The organism is Nocardioides sediminis (assembly GCF_003047295.1).
Taxonomy (GTDB): domain Bacteria; phylum Actinomycetota; class Actinomycetes; order Propionibacteriales; family Nocardioidaceae; genus Nocardioides; species Nocardioides sediminis.
In genome coordinates this window covers 236,698-255,954 of sequence record NZ_PZYZ01000006.1, presented here as the reverse complement: position 1 = coordinate 255,954, position 19,257 = coordinate 236,698, and the positions used below count along the sequence as shown (strand labels likewise).

The window sequence follows — 19,257 nt, the reverse complement described above, 5'->3', positions numbered from 1 at the left end:
GCTAGATCGCCTCGCCGCCCCCGGCGAGGCCGCCCTCGAAGTCCCGGACCACCTCGGCGGCGACGTCGCGCAGCTTGACGTTGCCGTGCGAGGAGGCCCGGACGAGGAAGGCGAAGGCGCGATCCTCGGTGGTCTGGTAGCGGTGCATGAGCAGGCCGACCGCCACCCCGATCCGCTGGCGGGTGCGCATCCCCTCCTGCAGCTGGTCGATGGCCCTGGCCTTGCCCATGGCGAGCGCGGCGTGGGCGGCGAAGATGTCGGCCGCCTGCGCGCTCGTGTCGTCGAGGCCGTGCTCCTGCTCGGAGTAGATGTTGAGGCCCGCCTGCCCGCTGCGATCGGCGTACAGGCGCACGCCGATCTGGGCGCGCAAGCCCCGGCGCCCGGCCTCGGCCATGAACGAGGGCCACCGGCGCTCGGCGCGGACGTCGGGCACGTGCACGATGGTGTCCGCCTCGATGGCGTAGACGCACGGCCCCTCGCCGAGCTCGTACTGGATGGCGTCGAACTCGTGCACGCGGTCGCCGGTCGCCGCGAGCGTGTCGAGGCGGCCGTCGGGGTGGGCCAGGGTGACGCCGGCGTGGTCGGCGCCGGGCACCGAGACCCGCGCGGTGCGCACGATCTCGGTCAGGGTCTCCTCCAGCGAGGAGACCTCGTTGAGTCTGCGGGCGGCGTGGGCAAGGGCCTCTGCCAGCACGTCATCAGGCATCAGAAGGGAACTTTCACCACCGGCGTCGAGGTGTTCGACGCAGCATCGAGAGGCCGCTTCTGGACCGTCGGCAATCCTAGGACACCGGTCGTGGCTGTCTCGGAAGCGGTACGCCGTGCGGCCCCGGCCCTGCACGTCGCTCACGGTCATCACGGGAGGTGGGGCGGTTTGGCCGATCCCCTGCGCTGGTTCCTGGCCGAGGGCGTCGACCTGCTCATTTCCTCGACGCGCCACGCATCGGGGAAAAGCTCCGCCCTGACCTGCTCCGGGGTGATCCCGGGACGCAGCGGGGCGACCTCGAACGAGAGCTGGTCGTCGAAGACCTGGAGCGGCACGTCCTCGGGCACGAAGGCCCGGACCCAGGACACGAGCTCCATCAGCGGCACCGGGGGCGCCTTGATCACGAACGTGCGTCCATCCTCGCCGAGGGTGACCTCCCAGCCGTCCGCATACCCCTCCGCCATGAGCTGGCGTGGGTCGCTCCCCTGCCACAGGGAGCGCCCTGCGTACTGGTCGCGCAGGGCGTCGAACACCTGCTGGGGGTCGAACCGCCACGAGCCGTCCGAGACTCGCACGTACGTCGCCACGCTCACGCCGCGCCCGACCTCTCGTCCGCCGCCCGGAGCGTCACGGTGCCACGCCGTCGCGGGGCAGCACGCGCAGGTCCACGAGCAGGGCGACCGGCACGGCTCCGCTTCCGCGCCCCAGCATCAGCTCGTAGCCTCCCGGGCCGTCCCCGCTGCCGAACAGCGCACCGACCACGGTCCCGCCGGCCTCGACCGGGACGAGTCCGACGTCGCTGACCGTCGACAGCACGTCCTCAACCAGCCCTGCGACGACGCCCACCTGGTTGCGCGCGATGAAGGCACCGCACCCCTTGTCGATGGAGAGCCTGGTGCCGGGGACGGGGAACTCGATCCAGCTCGTCACCGCGGACAGGTCTCCGATGACCGCCACCGCGGCCTGGAGGAGGTCCCCGCGCGGCGTGGTCCATCGCAGCGCCGCGACCTCGACCGGCTGCGCCGCACCACGCAGGTCGACCTCGAGAGGCCGCTGCCACTCCAGCGACACCGGGTCGCAGGCCGTGATGCCACCACCCGGTGTTTGCACGGGCGGGCAGGTCAGGCGCTCGAGGACCGCTTCCTGGCCACCGGGGCCGAGCACCACCTCGCCGTACGGAAGCAGCTCGGCTGTGGTCATCCCGCCCCGGAGCCGGGGCGGGCGCGGCGCATCCTCGAGCTCCGCCTCGGCGCTCGACGGGGCAGGTGTCGTGCCCCAGTCGGGCGGCAGGCCTGCCGCCTCCTTGGACGCCGCCATGACAGCGGCGATGAAGGCGAGGTTCTCGTCGTCGGTCATCTGCTGCTCCGTCTCACTGGATCGAGGATGCTGATCGGGGGTCACGGTGCGAGGGTCCCGCGGGCCGCGGCGTGCTGGGTCATCAAGGGGACGTGGACACCGAAGTCGTTCCACGCCCGGTCGTGGCGCACGAAGGGCTCGGGACCGAGCGCGTCGTAGACCGACGCCTTCCATGGATGGGCCTCGGGACTCTCCACGTCCGCGTCCTCGGGCGGTGGCTCGTCGCACGCCCACACGACGTACCCGCCGTTGCCCAGTCGTCGCTGGGCGACGCCGGCGCGTGCGACGCGGTCCTCGCCCCACAGCCCGACGAAGGCCGGGCCGAGGTACTGCACCCAGAAGACATCGGGCAGCGCCATCTCCAGCGCCTGGTACGGCGGCGGCTGCCAGGTCGGCGGCGCACCTCCCGAGGGCGACGGTCCATGTTGACGGCGCCGATCGGCCCCGAAGGTCCCCCGCAGCTGGGCCAGGTGGGGACGCGACGAGACGAAGCCGTAGCAGGCGTCCGTCGCCCCGGCCAGGTCCGCGAGCAGGTCGCCCAGCTCCGTCGGCCCCTCCGGGACGAGTGCGAGCTCGAGCCTGCTCGGGCGGACGAACCCGGGCGGGTGGTCCCGGAACGGAGCGGCGACGTAGGCAGCGGTCCCGGTCTCGCCGCGCTCCGGGCAGGCCAGGTGGACCACCGCCTGGGGGCGGTCCGCCTGCCTCACGCCGACTGCCGCGAGCTCGGCCGCGGGGTCCGTCAGGCGGGCCCTCGGCGGGTCGCTCGGGCCGTACCGGGTGGGTGCCAGACCGGGATGGTCTGCGAGCACCGTGCCGACCCGCCGCAGGTGCTCGGCGGCTCCCGGGACGGCGAGGCCGACGAGCTCGAGGACGTACGACGCGGCGTCGGCCGAGCCGGACGGCGACGTACGGGTCATCTGAACATCCCCCGCAGCCCCATGTCGCGGACGTGGAGGAGCCCCTCGAGCAGGGAGTCGCACCCGAGCCGCACGTCGAGGTCCCGGGCGAGGGCCTGCACGCAGTCGACGTACACGTCCTCTCCTCCGCCGGCCCGCTCCCGGATCGATCGGAGCCGAGCGCTCACGCCTGCTCGGCTACTGATCCCCACGGACACCGACCGCCTCGACGTCGCAGCGCGGCAGGCGAGAGCCCGACGACTGAGCTGACCCGTGTGAACCCAAGACTCCCCCGAGCGTTCGGTGATGGCGCTGGATGGAGCGAAGCAGCCGCCGGCTGCGCACGTCCACGGTCGCAGCGTGCTGGTCCAGACCTGCGGCCGGCCCGGGCCTGCCGGCAGCCGGGCGGGTGACTTACGGCCCGGTACACCGGGAGGACGCATTCCTACGCTGGAAGCATGAGGAGCGTCGCGTCCCGACCGCCGGTCCCGTCAGCGGCGCTGGTCGTGCTGGACGTGCTCGGCAAGGCCGCGCTGATGGCGTCCCTCGTGCTGGTCCTCATCGACCCGGGCTGGGGCAACCTGGAGGGCAAGGCGCCCGTGGCACGCGCGCTGACCTACCCGATGCTCGCCTTCGCCGTGCCCGTCTGGTGGCAGCTGTGGCGCCGGACCGGCCCCTACCCGTGGCTGGCGGACCTGCTACTCACCGTCGCCGCCTTCAGCGACATCCTCGGCAACCGTCTCGACCTCTACGACCGGATCCTGTGGTTCGACGACCTGATGCACGTGGCCAACGTGGCCTGCGTGACGGCGGCGCTGGTGCTGCTGACGATGCACCGGACCTCGAGTGCCCTCGCGGTGCTGGAGCGCTCGCTCGCGCTCGGCATGACAGCCGCGCTCGCCTGGGAGCTCTTCGAGCTGGTCTCGTTCGTCACCCGCTCGACCGAGCTGCCCACGGCGTACGCGGACACGCTCGGCGACCTGCTGGCCGGCTGGATCGGCACGGTCATCGCCGCCCTCCTCGTCCACCACGCCTGGCGACACCACCTGCCCGACACCGAGCCGGTCTCAGCGCAGCCTCAGGCTGGGCTGGCAAGGTAGGTGTGTGCCGGACAGCCCCAAGCCCCGCGTCCTCGTCGTCGACGACGACCGTGCCGTGCGGGAGTCCCTGCGCCGCTCGCTGGAGTTCAACGGGTACGACGTCGCGCTCGCCGCCGACGGCGCCGAGGCACTGGCGGTCCTGGGGTCCAGCCACCCGGACGTGGTCGTGATGGACGTGATGATGCCGCGGCTCGACGGGATCGAGACGACGCGGGCGCTGCGGGCCGCCGGGCACGACGTACCGGTCCTCGTGCTCACCGCCCGCGACGCGGTCGGTGACCGGGTCGAGGGCCTCGACGCCGGGGCCGACGACTACCTGACCAAGCCGTTCGCGCTGCAGGAGCTGCTGGCGCGGCTGCGAGCGCTGCTCCGCCGCGTGGTGCCGGCCGACGACGCCGCGGAGGAGACGCTGTCCTTCGCCGACCTGACCATGGAGGTCGGCTCTCGCGACGTCCGCCGCGGCGACCGGGCGATCGAGCTGACCCGCACGGAGTTCACCCTGCTCGAGATGTTCATGCGGCGCCCACGCCGCGTGCTGGAGCGCTCGTTCATCCTCGAGGAGGTGTGGGGCTACGACTTCCCGACCAGCGCCAACTCCCTCGAGGTCTACGTCGGCTACCTGCGCCGCAAGACCGAGGCCGGGGGCGAGCCGCGGCTGATCCAGACCGTCCGCGGGGTGGGCTACGTGCTCAAGGAAGCATGAGCACCCTCGCCGGCTGGGACGACCGCCGCTGGCACTACCGGCGCTCGCTCGCCTCCCGGGTCGCGGTCCTCACCACGCTCGCCGTCGCCGTGTCGATCGCGGCGATGTCGCTGGGCGCCTTCATGGTCATGCGCATGCAGCTGCAGGACAGCCTCGACGAGTCGCTGCTCGACCGCGCCGAGAAGGCCGCGAAGTTCACCGCCCTGTCGGAGATGACCCGTCGCGACGTGCCCTCGTGGATGCTCGGCGCGGCCGACGTGCGCATCATCTTCATCACCTCCGAGCGGGGCGTGCTGACCGCCGACGACGGGCCCGAGATCGTCCTGGGCCGCCCCGAGCTCGACGTCGCCGCGGGCCGGCAGCCCGACTCGGTGCGCACGATCGCGGCCGCCGGCAACGTGGAGTACCGCGTCGCCACCGTCCCCGCCGGCTCCGGCCAGGCCCTGGTGCTGGCCCAGCCACTGTCCTCCCAGCACCGCAGCCTCGCCAAGCTCGGCACCGTCATGCTGGTCGCCGGTGGGCTCGGCGTGCTCGCCGCCGCGCTGGCCGGGTGGGCCGTGGCCGCCAACGGCCTGCGGCCCGTACGCCGCCTCACCCGGTCGGTCGAGCGGATCGCGGTCACCGAGGACCTGGCGCCGCTCGCGGTCGAGGGCGACGACGAGATCGCCCGCCTCGCGGCCGCCTTCAACCAGATGCTGACGTCGCTTGCGGCCTCGCGCGACCGGCAGCGCCGGCTCGTCGCCGACGCGGGGCACGAGCTGCGTACCCCCCTCACCTCCCTGCGCACCAACCTCGACCTCCTGGCGCAGGCCGACGGGTCCGAGGGGGGCCTGCCGGAGGAGGCCCGGCGGGAGCTGCTCGACGACGTGCGCGCCCAGATCGAGGAGCTCACCACGCTGGTGGGTGACCTGGTCGTGCTGGCCCGCGAGGACCAGCCGGCGGCGATCATCGAGCCGGTCGACCTGGCCGAGGTCACCGAGCGGGCCCTGGCCCGGGTACGCCGTCGCGCGCCCGGCATCGAGTTCGACGTGCGACTCGACCGCTGGCGGGTCACCGGCGACGCGACCGGGCTGGAGCGGGCCGTCCTCAACCTGCTCGACAACGCGGCGAAGTGGAGCCCGCCGGGAGGCACCATCACCGTGCGCCTGGCCTCCGGCGTGCTGACCATCGACGACCAGGGGCCGGGGATCCCGCCGGAGGACCAGCCGCGCGTCTTCGACCGCTTCTGGCGCTCCGAGGAGTCGCGGTCGATGCCGGGCTCGGGACTCGGGCTGGCGATCGTCCGCCAGGTCGTCGACCGCCACGGTGGCCGGGTCGCGGTGGCCGACGCTCCCGGCGGCGGGACGCGCCTGACCCTGTGGCTACCCGGCGAGCAGCCGGCCATCGTCTGACCGACCGGGCAGTTCCTGACCGCTGGATCGTGCCGACCGGGCGATTCCTGACCGCTGGATCGTGCCGACCGGGCAGTTCCTGGCCGCTCAGGGCTCGAGCGCGCGGAGCAGCCGCTCGGCCTTCCAGCGGGACTCCTGCCACTCCTCCTCGAGGTCGGAGCGGACCGTGATGCCGCCGCCGGTGCCGAGCGTCCAGCGCCCGTCGCCCGCGGTCATGAGCGACCGGATGACGACGCCGAGGTCCGCCCGGCCGTCGCCGCTGATCCACCCGAACGCCCCGGCGTACACGCCCCGCGGCGTCTCCTCGACCTCCTCGATGACCTCCATCGTGCGCCGCTTCGGCGCCCCGGTCATCGAGCCGGGCGGGAAGAGCGCGCGCAGCGCCTGGACCGTGCTGACCTCGTCGCGCAGCCGGCCGCGGACGGTGGAGACGAGCTGGTGGACCGACTCGTAGGACTCGACGTCCATCAGCACCGGCACCTCGACCGAGCCGACGTCGCTGACCATGCCGATGTCGTTGCGGAGCAGGTCGACGATCATCAGGTTCTCGGCCCGGTTCTTGGGATCCCGCGCCAGGCCGTCGCGCAGCCGCTCGTCCTCCTCCGGCGTCGCCCCGCGAGGGGCGGTGCCCTTGATCGGCTTGGTCTCGATGGTGCGGTCGGCGGTGACGAGCGCGTAGCGCTCCGGGCTGGAGCTGAGCAGCCACGCCCGGTGGCCCTCGACGTCGTGCTGGAGGCACCCGGCGTACGGCGCGGGGTTGAGGTCGCGGAGCCGCAGGTAGGTCGCGACGGGGTCGAGGTCGGCCTCGGCGGTCAGCCGGTAGGTCAGGTTGACCTCGTAGGAGTTGCCGGCGTGCAGGTGCTCCTGGACGCGCGCGAACGCGGCGGCGTACGCCTCAGGGGCCCCACCGGCTGGCCGACCTCGACGGTTGCTGGCCGTTGCATCGGCCAGCAACCGAGGGAATCCCCGCTGCAGCGGTGACTCCGACACAGGCGCCTCGTGCTCGAACGAGCGCACCGAGGACGGCCGCATCCACACCGCGTCGGGCAGGTCCGGGTCGGGACGGGCCGGCAGGTCGGGCCGGCAGGCGGCGCCGAGGTAGCCGAACCACTGGTCCCCCGGGGCCATCGAGGCCTCGAGCACGTCCCAGATGTCATCGCCGACGACCTCCGAGGTGCCGGCGGCGTGCCGGCGGACCTCGCGCCGCGCGGCGTCGTACGTCAGGGAGACGTCGTCGTCCTCGAGCCAGCCGATGATCGAGCGCCGGCCGGACCACTCGCGCGCACCACCGCCGTCGAGCCAGAAGCAGCGCCGGCGCTCGGCCGCGACCGTCGAGAAGCTGGAGACCGGGTCGTCGGTCACGACAGCCAGCTCGCGACCATCGCGGCGCCGTGCCGGGACAGCACCGACTCGGGGTGGAACTGGACGCCTTCCAGCGGCAGCGACACGTGCCGCACCCCCATCACCACGCCGTCCGCCGACCAGGCCGTGGCGACCAGCTCGTCGGGGAGGGCGGTCGCGGCGAGCGAGTGGTAGCGCACCGCCGGGAAGCCGTTGGGCAGCCCCGCGAAGACGCCCTTGCCGTCGTGGGTCACCGTCGCCACGTCGCCGTGGGCCGGCGGCACCCGCTCGACCGTCCCGCCGTACGCCGTGACGAGGCCCTGCATGCCCAGGCAGACGCCGAGCACCGGGCGGGTCCCGGCCAGCAGCACCTCACGCCCGACCGCGAAGTCGACGGGGTCGGCGGGGTGCCCGGGGCCGGGCGACAGCACGACGTACGCGTGGGAGAGCACCTCGGCGGCACTCACCTCGTCGTGCTGCACCACCCGCGGCAGCACGCCGGTCACCGAGGCGACCAGGTGGACGAGGTTCCACGTGTAGGAGTCGTGGTGGTCGACCACGACGACGTCCGCGGGTGGGGGCACGGGAGCACGCTAGCGCCGCCCCCCTCGGCTACTGCGTGATCGTCCGGCACACCGGGGGCACCGGCTGGTTCCCGGTCGCGGTGGCGCAGCGGTCCCACTGCGACAGCTTGCCCATCAGCGCCTGGACCTCGCCGGCGTGCCGGGGCTGGGCGAAGGCGTTCGTCTTCTCCCACTTCCGGGACTTGTAGCTGTAGAACTCGTAGGCCCAGGCGTTGCGCTTGACCGAGGTGTCCATGTCGTAGCGGATCAGCAGCCCGGTCCGGCTGCGGACCGCGACGTAGGACGGGATCCGGTCCAGCTCGTCGCCGTTGAGCGCGGAGTCCGGGTCGAGCTTCGTCAACGCCTGCGCGGTGTGCTCGATGAACACGTGGTTGCGGCGCACCAGCGCCGGGTCGCCGAAGGTCGGCACGAGCGACTGCCCCGAGCGGTACGCCGGGGACGCGACGCCGGCGAGCTCCTCGAAGGTCGGCCCGAGGTCGACGTTGGACGTCAGCTCGGCCCGCGTGCCGGGCACGACGCCCGGCCCCACGACGTACAGCGGGACGTGGACGTCGGTGTCGTAGGCCGTCCCCTTGCCGCGGGCGAGGCCGTTCTGCCCGAGGTGGAAGCCGTTGTCGGAGGTGAGCACGACGTAGGTGTTGTCGTCGACGAGCCGCAGGATCCGCCGCACGGTGCGGTCCGCCGACTGCGCCATCATCGCGCGGTTGCGCAGGTCGGCGACGCTCTGCCCGGGGCGGAACGGGTTGGGTCGCGTGTTCCACGCGCGCGCCTTCGTGCCGTTGGCCTTGCGCGGCACGTTGTCGCGACGGGCGTCGCCGAAGCCGGGCAGGTCGCGCGTGGTCAGCGAGGTGCAGGCCACCGGTCCGCAGTTGCCCTTGCGCCCGGCCGCCGGCCGGTCCCGGAACGCCGGCGGGAAGACCGGGTCGCCCGGGTAGTAGGGCTGCGGCTGCGTGCGGTTGTGGGGCGCGTAGGGCGCGACCTCGAGGAAGTAGGGGGCGTCGTCGTCGGCGTGCGCCTTGATGAACTTCTTGGCGTAGCGCTCGATCACGCTGCCGGCGTAGGCCCGGTCGCGCGCCTTGACCGGCGCCGACAGCGGCGGGGCCGCATGGTGCCGGGTGCGCAGCCGCCCCTGCCGGACGTAGGTGCTGTCGAAGTCCCAGCCGTCGTACGCCGAGCCGAAGACCACGTTGAGCTGCGACCAGCCCGGCGGCATCGGCGGCAGCGCCCGGCCCTTCACCCACTCGTACTCGTTGAGGTACTTGCCGACGAAGCCGGTGGTGTAGCCGGCCCCCTGGAGCGACACGTTGAACGCGCGCTCGGGGTTGCCGTAGCCCTCGAACGCGGGATAGCCGCCGAGGGGCATCGCGTCCCGCTGGCCCGACGTGTTGGTGCGGACGCCGGTCTGGTGCGGGTACTGCCCGGTGAACAGGCTCGAGCGCGAGACGCAGCACAGCGAGTCGACGACGAAGGCGTGGGAGTACGACGCCCCGGCGCGCTTCATCTGCCTCATCGAGCGCATCGTCTGGACCAGGTCCATCGAGAAGTCGTCCAGCAGGACCACCACGATGTTGGGCCGCTGGTCCCGCTTGGCGGCGGGCAGGTCCGCGAGCCGCGCGCCCCCGGCGGCCTGCACGCGCGCGGTGGGCAGCGCCGCCCCGGCGGCGTCGGCGGTTGCGGTGGTCGGGCCGGTGGCCGACCCGCAGGCGGTGAGGGCCGCGGCGGTCGCCAGGCAGATGGCTGCGGCGATGCGGCGTCGTACGAACAGCAAGGACTCCCCCGTCCATGGTCGGTCACTGATGGTGACGCGTGCGGGGGTGGATCGGTTGCGTGCCACGCCCGAGAGACGCAATGTCTACCAGAGTTATGGACTATCGGCGAGCACGCCACGCACGAGCTCGTGGATCAGGTCGTAGCCGTTCTCGGTGAGGATCGACTCCGCGTGGAACTGGATGCCGCGGAAGTGCGGGCCGGCGACCCGGTGCACGTCGCCGGTCGCCTCGTCGCGGTCGACGGTCACGCCGTCGGGCAGCCGGTGGTCGGGGCCCACCCGGCCCACGAAGGTGTTGTAGAACCCGACCCTCTCGGTGCGCCCGTCCAGGGAGATGGGCGACTGCGTGCCCTGGAAGACGATGTCCTTGAAGTCGAGCGGGATGCCGAGCCGGTCGCACAGGGTCTGGTGGCCCAGGCACACGGCCAGGAACGGCTGCCCGGAGGCCAGCACGTCGTCGACCGCCCGGCGGAACGCCGCGATCTTGGGGTGGTCGCCGTCGCGCGGGTCCCCCGGCCCGGGGCCGATCACCACGAGGTCCGCGCCGTCGAAGGCGCCGGTCTCGTAGTCCTCGTGCCGCACCACCGTCGACGTCATCCCGAAGACGCCGAGGACGTGGCGCAGCATGTTCACGAAGTCGTCCTCGCCGTGCAGGATCACCGCGGACCGGCCGGCCAGGGACGGGTCCGGCGGCGCGCCCTCCTGGTCTGTCAGCCAGAAGCGGCTCAGCCGCTGGTTGCGGGTCCCGAGCGCCAGGAGCACGTCCTCGTCGCGGGCCAGGGCGGCGATCTCCTCGGCCGGCGCCGTCGCCTGCGGGACGAGGCCGAAGGCGCCGAGGATGCCGCCGGCCTTGGCGTGCGTCTCGGCCACCTCGTACGCCGCATCGGAGTCGCGGACCAGCGTCGCGCCCGCCGTCACCTTGAGCCGGCCGTCTGGGCCGACGTCGGCGGTGCGGATCAGGATCGGGCTGTCCATGGTGGGCCGGCCGGAGGCGTCGCGGCCGAACAGCGCCAGCGCGGCGGCGTAGTAGCCGCGGCCCTCGGTCTCGTACTCCGCGATGAGCCGGCAGGCGTTCTCCACCGGCGCACCGGTGACGGTGGCGGCGTACATCGTGTCGCGCAGGATCTCCCGCGGGTCCCGCTCGCTGCGGCCGGCGAGGAGGTACTCGGTGTGCACGAGGTGCGTCATCGGCTTGAGGAACGGCCCCAGCACCTGCCCGCCCTCGTGGCAGACGTCGCACATCATCTTCAGCTCCTCGTCGACCACCATGAAGAGCTCGAAGACCTCCTTCTCGTCGGCGAGGAAGTCCAGCAGGCGCGGCTTGAGCGTCTCGGGGTCGCCGCCGACGCGGAAGGTGCCGGAGATCGGGTTCATCCGCACGTCCTGGTCGCGGACGCTGACGTGCCGCTCCGGCGAGGCACCGATGAGGAACCGGTCACCGGTGAAGAAGCAGAAGGTCCAGTACGCGCCCCGCTCGCGCTCGAGCAGCCGGCGCAGCACGCTCAGCGCGCGCTCGGCGTCCCAGTCGGCGACCACGGCGCGGTAGTGCCGCCCGATGACGAGGTTCGCCCCCTCGCCCCGGCCGATCTCGTCGCGGATGATGGCCTCCACCACGGCCGCGTAGTCCTCGTCGGAGGTCTCGAAGCCACCCTTGTCGGCGATCTCGATGTCGTGCGCCGGCAGCGCGGCGAGCAGGTCGTCGACGCCGACCTCGTGCTCGACGTCGATGTCGACCACGACCAGCGGGGTGCCGTCGTCGATGGCGTCGAAGCCGCGCTCGCGGACCTGCCGGAACGGGACCGCGACCAGCCGGTCGGCGACCTTGCCGTGCTCGGGGACCCCCGTCTCGAGGGGGATGTCGAGGATGGACTCGACCTCCGTACGCCGCCCGGCGACGAGGCCCGCTGTGCGCTCGGCCTTGCGACGGATCACCGCCCACGCCTCGTGCCCCTGGATCTCGTCCAGGAGGGCGCGGACAGCGGCGGCGTCGGTCATGGCCGAAACCCTAGTTGTCACGCGGCGACAGCGGCCAAGCCGTCCCGAGCTGGGAGGGCGGAGCCGACCTCACGTGCTCTCCGTCGATCGAACGCGTGGAACAATGCCCGCCATGAATCGCGCGAACGCCTCCCTCGACGAGCCGACAAGTCGCGAGGATCGATGACCCAGCCCGTGCCGGTCCACATCCTGCTTCCGTGCCTCAACGAGGAGCGGTCCATCGAGCCGATGGTGGCGGCACTCTCGCAGACGTTCGCAGGCGACCAGAGCTTCCGGGTCACCGCCGTCTTCATCGATGACGGCAGCCACGACAACACGTGGCGGGAGATCGAACGGGTGCGCCGGGGTGACTGGGCGGTCGGCGTGGGCGGCATCCGCCTCGATCATCACCAGGGCAAGGGCGTCGCGCAGGCCATCGGCATCCGCGCCCTGACAGCCGAGCCCGGGATGGTCGTGCTCATGGACTCCGACGGGCAGCACGACCCGTCGCCCTTACCTGCCGCGCTGCACGCGTGTGAGGCGTCGAAGCTCCCCCAGGTAGCCCGTCGCACCGACTACCAGAGACGCCGGACCAGCATGCTGGGGACTCTCGGCCTGTCCCTGTTCGCCGGACTGACGGGCGTTCGTTTCGACCCCACGCTCGGGGAGTACCTCGTCCTTCCGCACCGGACGGTGCGACTCCTTGCGGGCAACCCCCAGCTCGGGATCACGCCGCTCGTCCCCCTCGTCCAAGCCTCCGTGACTCGAGTGGAGACCTTCTCGGCACCGGTCCTGGAACGCAGCGACGGCTCGCGGTCGACTCGCTGGACGAAGGGCCAGCTGTGGCACAAGGCCATCTTGATGCTGCTCGCCAACCCCTGGGCGATGCTGCCCCGCCTCGCACTGACGATCGCGGTCACGATCGCACTCCTCGGCACGTACGGCCTGGCCGTGGGCATCGCCTCCGTCCTCAACGGCACCTTCATGGGCGTCGGGTCGATCCTGGTCGTGACGGTGCTCATCTTCAGCGTCCTCGCCGGCCTGCAGATGATGACCTTGGGACTCCTGGTGGTCATGTTCCGCACGGGACTCCACACCGGCATGCCGCCGGCGGTCGATGTGGAAACACTCGACTGGAGCGCTGGTCGTGCATGACCAGTCCCCGATCAGCGATCCCGCGAGGATCGTCGACGACTACTACGCCTCGCACTATGCGGCGGTGCACGGCTCAGGGTGTGTCGGAGGTGCCGCCTCGCTGCTCCACCGCCGTCTCGAGCGCCGCCGGGGTCCGGACGACTACTTCCCCGTCACGGTGGAGGTCGGGGCGGGACGCTTCGAGCACTACCCCCTGGTGCGCCATCGGCGGGATCGCTACATCGCCACCGACATACGCATCCCCGGACAGCACTCGCACCAACGGGCGATCGGTTCCAGAACCCGCCCCGGTGACCTCGAGTTCGTCCAGACAGATGCCATGCACCTCGCACTCGGGGACGCCGTCGTGGACCGGCTCGTCGCGAGCTGTCTCCTGATCCATCTGCCGGACCCATGGGCAGCCGTCAAGGAGTGGCAGCGGGTCTGTCGTCCCGACGGCGTGATCGACATGCTGGTCCCGTGTGATCCCGGCATGGTGTCGCGGGCCTTCCGCCGACTCGTGTCACGACCGGCAGCGCGCAAGCGAGGTGTGCCGGCCGGCGTGTACGAGCTGGTCAATGCCATCGAGCACGTGAGCCCGTTCGGTCGAGTCATCACGTTGGCACGAGCTGCGGTCGATCCGGGTCGTCGCCTCGACGTGGACTACTTCCCGATACCAGTGCTGCCGTCGTGGAACCTCAACGCCTTCGCCGTCCTCTCGATCGGACCGGAGTGACCTGGAGCGTCTGCAGCGGGTAGCGCGTCGCGTCAGCCGACGGTCGTCAGGAGCTGCGTCGCTCGGGTGAGCACGACGTAGAGCGTCGCCCGGCCGGTCGCCGACTCGTCCTGGATCTCCTGCGGCCGCACGACGACGATGCCGTCGAACTCCAGGCCCTTGGTGTCGAGGCCGGTCAGCACGACGACCCGGTCCTCCCCGCTCGGGGCGACCGAGGAGTCGACCGCGTCGCGGGCGCCACGGGCGTCGTCGGCCAGCTCGGGCCACGACGCCAGCCACGCGTTGACCTCCGAGCGCCGAGCGACCGGCACCACGATGCCGACCGTGCCCTGCACGCTGGCCGCCACCTCGGCGACCGCGGCCCGGGTGGCGGACTCGAGGTCGGGCGTGTCCGGCAGCTCGCGCGGGACCTCGCCGGTGCGGCGTACGGCGTCGGGCAGGTCGGCGTCCAGGCCGACCCGGCCCGCGTAGGCCGCGGCGAACTCGTAGATCTCGGCCGAGTTGCGGTAGTTGGTCGAGAGGTGGAACTCGTGGAGCGGCTTGCCTTCCAGCGCCTCCGCACGAGCAGCGGCGCTCTCGGCCGGGACCGGCCACGACGACTGGGCCGGGTCGCCCACGATCGTCCAGCTCGCGGTGCGGCCGCGACGGCCGACCATCCGCCACTGCATGGGCGTGAGGTCCTGCGCCTCGTCGATCAGCACGTGGGCGAAGCCGTCGTCCTCGATGCGGTGGGTCGGCGGCGCCCAGGCCCGCCCCGAGGGGGCGTACTCGCGCTCGGAGGCGGTGGTGAGCTCCTGGAGGTCCACCCCGCCCTCGAGCGCGGTGAGCGTGTCGTTGCGGTCGTGGTCGGCGTCGGTGCGCAGCGGCACGTCGCCCAGCGCGTAGCGCAGCTCGTCTAGCAGCGGCACGTCCTCGACCGACAGGCCGGCGCCGGCCGCCCACGACTTGGTGAGCAGGCGCTGCTCCTCCGGCGTGACCACGCCCTCGCCCACCCGCGCCAGGACCTCCGGGTCGGCCAGCCAGCCGAGCACGGTGGGCGCGTCGAGCGGCGGCCACCAAGCGGCGGCGAAGTCGACGAAGTCCGGGTTGGTCAGCATGTCGTCGTTGAAGGCCTCGCGACCGCGCTCGCGACCGCGCTCGCCGCGGACCTGGCGCCACATGGCGTCGAGCAGCGCGTGCGCCACCCGGGGCAGCTGCCGGTTGCGCCGGCCCTGGGACATGAGCTGGCGGCGTACGCGACCCAGGACGCCGCGGTCGAGCACGATCCGGTCGTCGCGCCAGAACACGCTGAACTCGGTGGGGCTGCCGGGCGCTTGCTGACGGGCCGTGCGACGCATCAGCTCGGCCATCCGCGCCGTGCCCTTGACGTCGGCCACGGCCGGCTCGTCGTGGCGGGTCGCACGCACGCCGTCGACGACCTCGCCGAGGCTGCGCAGGGCCACCGCCGTCTCGCCGAGGCTGGGCAGCACCCGCTCGATGTAGCGCATGAAGACGCCGCTGGGGCCGACGACGAGCACGCCGCCGGACTCGTAGCGACGGCGGTCGGAGTAGAGGAGGTACGCCGCGCGGTGCAGCGCGACGACCGTCTTGCCGGTGCCCGGGCCGCCGGAGATCGACACGACGCCCTTGCCGGGCGCGCGGATCGCCTTGTCCTGCTCGGCCTGGATGGTGGCCACGATCGAGTGCATGGACCGGTCGCGGGCGCGGCTGAGCTGGGCCATCAGGGCGCCCTCGCCGACGATGGGGAGGTCGGTCTCGGCGTCGGCGTCGAGCAGCTCGTCCTCGACCCCGACCACAGTGCGGTGGTCCGAGCGGAGCACCCGGCGCCGGATGACGCCCGCCGGCTCGGCGGCGGTGGCCTGGTAGAACACGGCGGCCGCGGGTGCGCGCCAGTCGATCAGCAGGGTGTCGCGCTGGGCGTCGCGCAGGCCGATGCGGCCGATGTAGCGCGGCTCGGTGTCGACGCTGGCATCGAGGTCGAGCCGGCCGAAGACCAGCCCCTCGTGTGCGGCGTCGAGCTGGGCGATCCGCTTGGCCGCCTGGAACACCATCGCGTCGCGCTCGACCAGTCCGCCCTCGTGGCCGAGGCGTCCGCGGCCGTGCCCCTCGGCGGCGAGCTGCTGAGCATTGCGGGCGCTCGCCTCGAGCTGCACGTAGACGCGGTCGACGTACTCCTGCTCGGCCGCGATCTCACGCTTCTCGAGATCTTCGGTCACTCCCACGTCCCCCTGTGCACGTCCCTGCGTCCCTCCCGCCGCCCGGGGGGCGACAGACGCTCAAGACTACTAGCCGAGGGCGCCGGACCACGAAGCGACGGGATCCGCCCGTCGGAGCGCCGCGGTGGGCGACCCGCGGCGGGCTCAGCGCGCCCGGTTGAGGAACGCCGTCATCGCCTCGCGCGCCTCGTCGCTGGCGAAGAGGGTCGCGCTGAGGGCAGCCATGTCGGCGCCGCGCTCGTCGATGCGGCGCACGAGGTCGGCGTTGAGGATCCGCTTGGACTCGCGCAGTCCCTGCGCGGCGCCGGTCGCCAGGCTGGCGCACACCTCCGCGACCCGCGCGTCGAGCTCGGCCGCCGGCACGCTCTGCGTCACCAGCCCGTACGCCGCCGCCTCGACGCCGGTGAACACCTCGCCGCCGAGGGTGGTCAGGGCCGCCGCGCGGGGGTTCATCCGGTGGTGCACGGTCAGGCTGATGATGGCCGCGGCGAGGCCGAGCTTGACCTCGGTCAGCGCGAACGTCGCCTCGTCGGCGCTGATCGCGATGTCCGCGGCGGCGACGATGCCGATGCCACCGGCCCGGACGGCACCGAGGTTCTTGGTGACCACCGGCTTGTCGAGCGTCACCACGAGGCGCTGGAGGTCGACGATGCGTCGGGCCCCCACCTCCATGCCCTCGGTGGTCGCCTCGCCGAGGTCGGCGCCGGAGCAGAAGACCTTGCCGGAGCTCTCGACCAGCACCACCTTGACCTCGTCGTCGGCCCCGGCCCGCTCGAGGTGGCCGAAGAGCTCGGTCACGAGCTGGCGGCTCAGCGCGTTGCGGTTGTGGGGCGAGTCCAGGGTGATGGTCGCGACGGCATCGGCAACGGCGTAGTGCACCAGCTCGGTCATGGCCGACATCCTGCCGCACCCGGCCCCACCCCATCCGCGCCCCCGCCCGCACCGAACCACCGAGGTGCTGACCCGACTGCTGCCCGCCCTGTACGGCATCCTCGCCACCCTCCTGGGGATGGCCGCCGCCCACCTGATCGCCGCGCTCACCGTGCCGGCGGCCTCACCTGTGCTCGCCGCGGGGTCGACGGTGATCGACCTGACGCCCACGCCGGTCAAGGAGTGGGCCATCCGCACCTTCGGCACCGCCGACAAGCCGGTCCTCATCGGCTCGGTGCTCGCCGTCGTGCTGGTCCTCGCCGGCGTGGCCGGCATCCTGGCCGCGCGGCGCCTCGCCCTCGGCCTCTCGGTGCTGGTCGGCCTCGCGGCGGTGGCGGGCGTGCTCGCCCTGCTGCGCCCGAGCGCCGGGGCGCTCGACCTGGTCCCGAGCGCCGTGGCCGCCCTCGTCGGCGCGCTGACCCTCTGGCTGCTGCTCCGGGTGAGCGGCACCGCCGAGGACCCGGCAGGGGAGGGCGCGGCCTCGCAGGCGGCCGCTCGAACCGCGTCGCGGCGTACGGTCCTCCTCGCCACCGGCGGTGCGGCGCTGGCCGCGGCCGCCGTCGCCGGTGCGGGACGCTGGGTCTCCCAGGTCCGCCTCCGCGGCACCGACATCGCCCTTCCCCCGGCCGCCGACCGGGCCGCCGCGCTGCCGGCCGGCCTCGAGGAGCGGGTCCCCGGCATCTCGGCGTTCCGCACCCCCAACGACGACTTCTACCGCGTGGACACCGCCCTGACCGTGCCGGCGATCGACGTCGACTCGTGGGCGCTGACCATCGACGGCGACGTCGACCGGGAGGTCGAGATGTCCTTCGACGACCTCGCCGGCATGCGCCTCGTCGAGCGCGACATCACCCTCACGTGCGTGTCGAACGACGTCGGCGGCCCCTACGTCGGCGCGGCGCGGTGGCTCGGCGTACCCCTGCGCGACGTGCTCGACCGGGCCGGCATCGACTCCACCGGTGCCGACCAGATCCTGTGCACCGACGTCGACGGCATGACCATCTCGGTGCCGCTCAAGGTGGCTCTCGACGGGCGCGACGCGCTGGTCGCGATCGGCATGAACGGCGAGGCGCTGCCCCGCGAGCACGGCTTCCCGGTGCGCATGGTCGTTCCCGGCCTGTACGGGTTCGTCAGCGCCTGCAAGTGGATGACGCGGATGACGCTCACGACCTACGACGAGCAGCAGGCCTACTGGACCGAGCGCGACTGGGCGATCGACGCCCCCATCAAGATCTCCAGCCGCATCGACACGCCCCGGCCGCTGTCGGACAGCGCGGCCGGGAGGATCGTCGTGGGCGGGGTGGCCTGGGCCCAGGGCGTCGGCATCCGGGGTGTCGAGGTGCGCGTCGACGGGGGACCCTGGCGTCCGGCCGAGCTCGGGCCCGACGCGGGCGACGACTACTGGCGGCAGTGGTCCTACGAGTGGGACGCCGAGCCGGGCCAGCACTTCGTGGCCTGCCGTGCCACCAACAAGGACGGGGACGTCCAGACGGCCGTCCGCGCGACGCCCTTCCCGGAGGGCTCGAGCGGCATCCAGGAGATCGCGGTCAACGTCGGCTGACGTGCCCGATCGACGTTGCGGGACCCGTGGCTCGGGGGAGCGCGGGTCCCGCAACTGATTTCAGGTTCCACCAATCCGACTCCGCGACTGCCCCGAACCACAGGCGGAAACACACCCGGGGAGGACACCTCGGAGCCCCTCACGAAAGGCATTCCCCTCATGAACCGCATCGCTCGCAAGTCCGGACTCGCCGCCCTCGCCCTGACGATGTCCGTGGGCCTGGCGGCCTGTGGCAACGAGGCCGACTCCGCCACGGAGGAGAGCAGCTCCGCCTCCGAGACCACCTCCGAGGAGCCCATGGAGGAGGAGACCCCGATGGAGGAGGAGTCCTCCGACGCGATGGGTGCCGCCGACGGGACCTTCGGCGAGGGTTGCTCGGCGATCCCGGCCGACGGTGCCGGCTCCTTCGACGGCATGGCCACCGAGCCCGTCGCGACCGCCGCCTCCGCCAACCCGCTCCTCAAGACGCTGGTCACCGCCGTCGGCGAGGCCGGCCTGGTCGACACCCTCAACTCCGCCGAGGGCATCACCGTCTTCGCGCCGACCGACGACGCGTTCGCCGAGATCCCCAAGAAGGACCTCAACGCCCTCCTCGCGGACAAGGAGGCGCTGACCGCGGTGCTCACCCACCACGTCGTCCCGGAGACCCTGACCCCGGACAACCTGGCCGGCACCTTCGAGACCCTCAACAAGGACGAGCTGGTCGTCGAGGGCGAGGGCGAGATGTTCACCGCCGACGCCGAGGAGCAGGCCAACATCATCTGCGGCAACATCCAGACGGCCAACGCCACGGTGTACGTCATCGACGCCGTGATGATGCCCTGACGCACCCGTGATTGTCCCAGCAACGACGGCACGCAA

18 protein-coding genes are annotated in these 19,257 nt (G+C 72.6%); 7 read left to right on the top strand and 11 right to left on the bottom strand.

Annotated elements, in window-relative coordinates; all coding sequences use genetic code 11:
* Nucleotide 1: 1 nt before the first annotated feature.
* The 5 genes from DAI17_RS15330 to DAI17_RS21055 form a co-directional block, all read right to left on the bottom strand.
* Nucleotides 2-706, bottom strand: a complete 705-nt coding sequence (locus DAI17_RS15330) for a GAF and ANTAR domain-containing protein (RefSeq protein ID WP_159081587.1) — start codon at nucleotides 704-706, stop codon at nucleotides 2-4.
* 149 nt (nucleotides 707-855) lie between these two features.
* Complete coding sequence (locus DAI17_RS15325; RefSeq protein ID WP_107774070.1) at nucleotides 856-1,299, bottom strand: hypothetical protein; 444 nt, start codon at nucleotides 1,297-1,299, stop codon at nucleotides 856-858.
* A 34-nt stretch (nucleotides 1,300-1,333) separates the two neighbouring features.
* Nucleotides 1,334-2,062: a hypothetical protein gene (locus DAI17_RS15320; RefSeq protein WP_107774069.1), complete on the bottom strand. Its 729-nt coding sequence runs from the start codon at nucleotides 2,060-2,062 to the stop codon at nucleotides 1,334-1,336.
* 41 nt (nucleotides 2,063-2,103) lie between these two features.
* The gene (locus tag DAI17_RS15315; RefSeq protein ID WP_107774068.1) at nucleotides 2,104-2,979 is read right to left on the bottom strand and encodes a hypothetical protein; all 876 of its coding nucleotides are present in this window, start codon (nucleotides 2,977-2,979) and stop codon (nucleotides 2,104-2,106) included.
* Entirely contained in the window at nucleotides 2,976-3,146 is a 171-nt protein-coding gene (locus tag DAI17_RS21055; protein WP_159081586.1) for a hypothetical protein, read from the bottom strand. Before DAI17_RS21055 ends, DAI17_RS15315 begins: the two co-directional genes overlap by 4 nt.
* A gap of 270 nt (nucleotides 3,147-3,416) precedes the next feature.
* On the opposite strand from DAI17_RS21055, the gene DAI17_RS15310 reads away from it, so the two are divergent.
* Genes DAI17_RS15310 through DAI17_RS15300 form a run of 3 tightly spaced genes read left to right on the top strand, consistent with a single transcriptional unit; the run spans nucleotide 3,417 to nucleotide 6,152 of the window.
* A complete protein-coding gene (locus tag DAI17_RS15310) occupies nucleotides 3,417-4,058 on the top strand; it encodes a hypothetical protein (protein WP_107774067.1) in 642 nt (213 codons plus the stop codon).
* Nucleotides 4,059-4,062: 4 nt separating this feature from the next.
* A complete protein-coding gene (locus tag DAI17_RS15305; protein WP_107774066.1) occupies nucleotides 4,063-4,761 on the top strand; it encodes a response regulator transcription factor in 699 nt (232 codons plus the stop codon).
* Nucleotides 4,758-6,152: a sensor histidine kinase gene (locus DAI17_RS15300; protein WP_107774065.1), complete on the top strand. Its 1,395-nt coding sequence runs from the start codon at nucleotides 4,758-4,760 to the stop codon at nucleotides 6,150-6,152. Before DAI17_RS15305 ends, DAI17_RS15300 begins: the two co-directional genes overlap by 4 nt.
* 87 nt (nucleotides 6,153-6,239) lie before the next feature.
* On the opposite strand, the gene DAI17_RS15295 is transcribed toward DAI17_RS15300, so the two are convergent.
* The 4 genes from DAI17_RS15295 to DAI17_RS15280 are packed head-to-tail and all read right to left on the bottom strand — an operon-like array spanning nucleotide 6,240 to nucleotide 11,840.
* A complete protein-coding gene (locus DAI17_RS15295) occupies nucleotides 6,240-7,514 on the bottom strand; it encodes an anthranilate synthase component I family protein (protein WP_234412519.1) in 1,275 nt (424 codons plus the stop codon).
* Nucleotides 7,511-8,077 (bottom strand): anthranilate synthase component II, encoded by a 567-nt coding sequence (locus DAI17_RS15290; RefSeq protein WP_107774063.1) that lies wholly within the window; start codon nucleotides 8,075-8,077, stop codon nucleotides 7,511-7,513. The genes DAI17_RS15295 and DAI17_RS15290 overlap by 4 nt, the downstream gene beginning before the upstream one ends.
* A gap of 28 nt (nucleotides 8,078-8,105) precedes the next feature.
* Entirely contained in the window at nucleotides 8,106-9,911 is a 1,806-nt protein-coding gene (locus DAI17_RS15285; protein WP_159081585.1) for a sulfatase-like hydrolase/transferase, read from the bottom strand.
* A gap of 27 nt (nucleotides 9,912-9,938) precedes the next feature.
* Complete coding sequence (locus tag DAI17_RS15280) at nucleotides 9,939-11,840, bottom strand: anthranilate synthase family protein (RefSeq protein ID WP_107774061.1); 1,902 nt, start codon at nucleotides 11,838-11,840, stop codon at nucleotides 9,939-9,941.
* Nucleotides 11,841-12,002: 162 nt separating this feature from the next.
* Here DAI17_RS15280 and DAI17_RS15275 point away from each other — a divergent pair, with 162 nt between their 5' ends.
* Together DAI17_RS15275 and DAI17_RS15270 are read left to right on the top strand one after the other, a co-directional pair.
* Nucleotides 12,003-12,974 (top strand): glycosyltransferase family 2 protein, encoded by a 972-nt coding sequence (locus tag DAI17_RS15275; protein WP_107774060.1) that lies wholly within the window; start codon nucleotides 12,003-12,005, stop codon nucleotides 12,972-12,974.
* Nucleotides 12,967-13,689 carry a class I SAM-dependent methyltransferase gene (locus tag DAI17_RS15270; protein ID WP_159081584.1) on the top strand — a complete coding sequence of 241 codons (723 nt, stop codon included), beginning with the start codon at nucleotides 12,967-12,969 and terminating at the stop codon, nucleotides 13,687-13,689. Before DAI17_RS15275 ends, DAI17_RS15270 begins: the two co-directional genes overlap by 8 nt.
* A gap of 32 nt (nucleotides 13,690-13,721) precedes the next feature.
* Here the strand turns inward: DAI17_RS15270 and DAI17_RS15265 are convergent, their stop codons facing one another.
* Nucleotides 13,722-15,905, bottom strand: a complete 2,184-nt coding sequence (locus DAI17_RS15265; RefSeq protein ID WP_107774058.1) for a HelD family protein — start codon at nucleotides 15,903-15,905, stop codon at nucleotides 13,722-13,724.
* Nucleotides 15,906-16,049: 144 nt separating this feature from the next.
* Nucleotides 16,050-16,796 carry an enoyl-CoA hydratase-related protein gene (locus tag DAI17_RS15260; protein ID WP_325049875.1) on the bottom strand — a complete coding sequence of 249 codons (747 nt, stop codon included), beginning with the start codon at nucleotides 16,794-16,796 and terminating at the stop codon, nucleotides 16,050-16,052.
* On the opposite strand from DAI17_RS15260, the gene DAI17_RS15255 reads away from it, so the two are divergent.
* Nucleotides 16,795-18,396, top strand: a complete 1,602-nt coding sequence (locus DAI17_RS15255) for a molybdopterin-dependent oxidoreductase (protein WP_107774056.1) — start codon at nucleotides 16,795-16,797, stop codon at nucleotides 18,394-18,396. The two genes, DAI17_RS15260 and DAI17_RS15255, sit on opposite strands and share 2 nt — an antisense overlap.
* Before the next feature lie 159 nt (nucleotides 18,397-18,555).
* Nucleotides 18,556-19,221, top strand: a complete 666-nt coding sequence (locus tag DAI17_RS15250; RefSeq protein ID WP_107774055.1) for a fasciclin domain-containing protein — start codon at nucleotides 18,556-18,558, stop codon at nucleotides 19,219-19,221.
* The last annotated feature ends 36 nt before the right edge of the window (nucleotides 19,222-19,257 follow it).

Bases quoted from the DNA above. Each gene is read 5' to 3' on its own strand.
- DAI17_RS15330 (WP_159081587.1), bottom strand. From the start codon at position 706: ATGCCTGATGACGTGCTGGCAGAGGCCCTTGCCCACGCCGCCCGCAGA.
- DAI17_RS15320 (WP_107774069.1), bottom strand. From the start codon at position 2,062: ATGACCGACGACGAGAACCTCGCCTTCATCGCCGCTGTCATGGCGGCG.
- DAI17_RS15315 (WP_107774068.1), bottom strand. From the start codon at position 2,979: ATGACCCGTACGTCGCCGTCCGGCTCGGCCGACGCCGCGTCGTACGTC.
- DAI17_RS15310 (WP_107774067.1), top strand. From the start codon at position 3,417: ATGAGGAGCGTCGCGTCCCGACCGCCGGTCCCGTCAGCGGCGCTGGTC.
- DAI17_RS15300 (WP_107774065.1), top strand. From the start codon at position 4,758: ATGAGCACCCTCGCCGGCTGGGACGACCGCCGCTGGCACTACCGGCGC.
- DAI17_RS15280 (WP_107774061.1), bottom strand. From the start codon at position 11,840: ATGACCGACGCCGCCGCTGTCCGCGCCCTCCTGGACGAGATCCAGGGG.
- DAI17_RS15275 (WP_107774060.1), top strand. From the start codon at position 12,003: ATGACCCAGCCCGTGCCGGTCCACATCCTGCTTCCGTGCCTCAACGAG.
- DAI17_RS15255 (WP_107774056.1), top strand. From the start codon at position 16,795: ATGGCCGACATCCTGCCGCACCCGGCCCCACCCCATCCGCGCCCCCGC.
- DAI17_RS15260 (WP_325049875.1), bottom strand. From the start codon at position 16,796: ATGACCGAGCTGGTGCACTACGCCGTTGCCGATGCCGTCGCGACCATC.
- DAI17_RS15250 (WP_107774055.1), top strand. From the start codon at position 18,556: ATGAACCGCATCGCTCGCAAGTCCGGACTCGCCGCCCTCGCCCTGACG.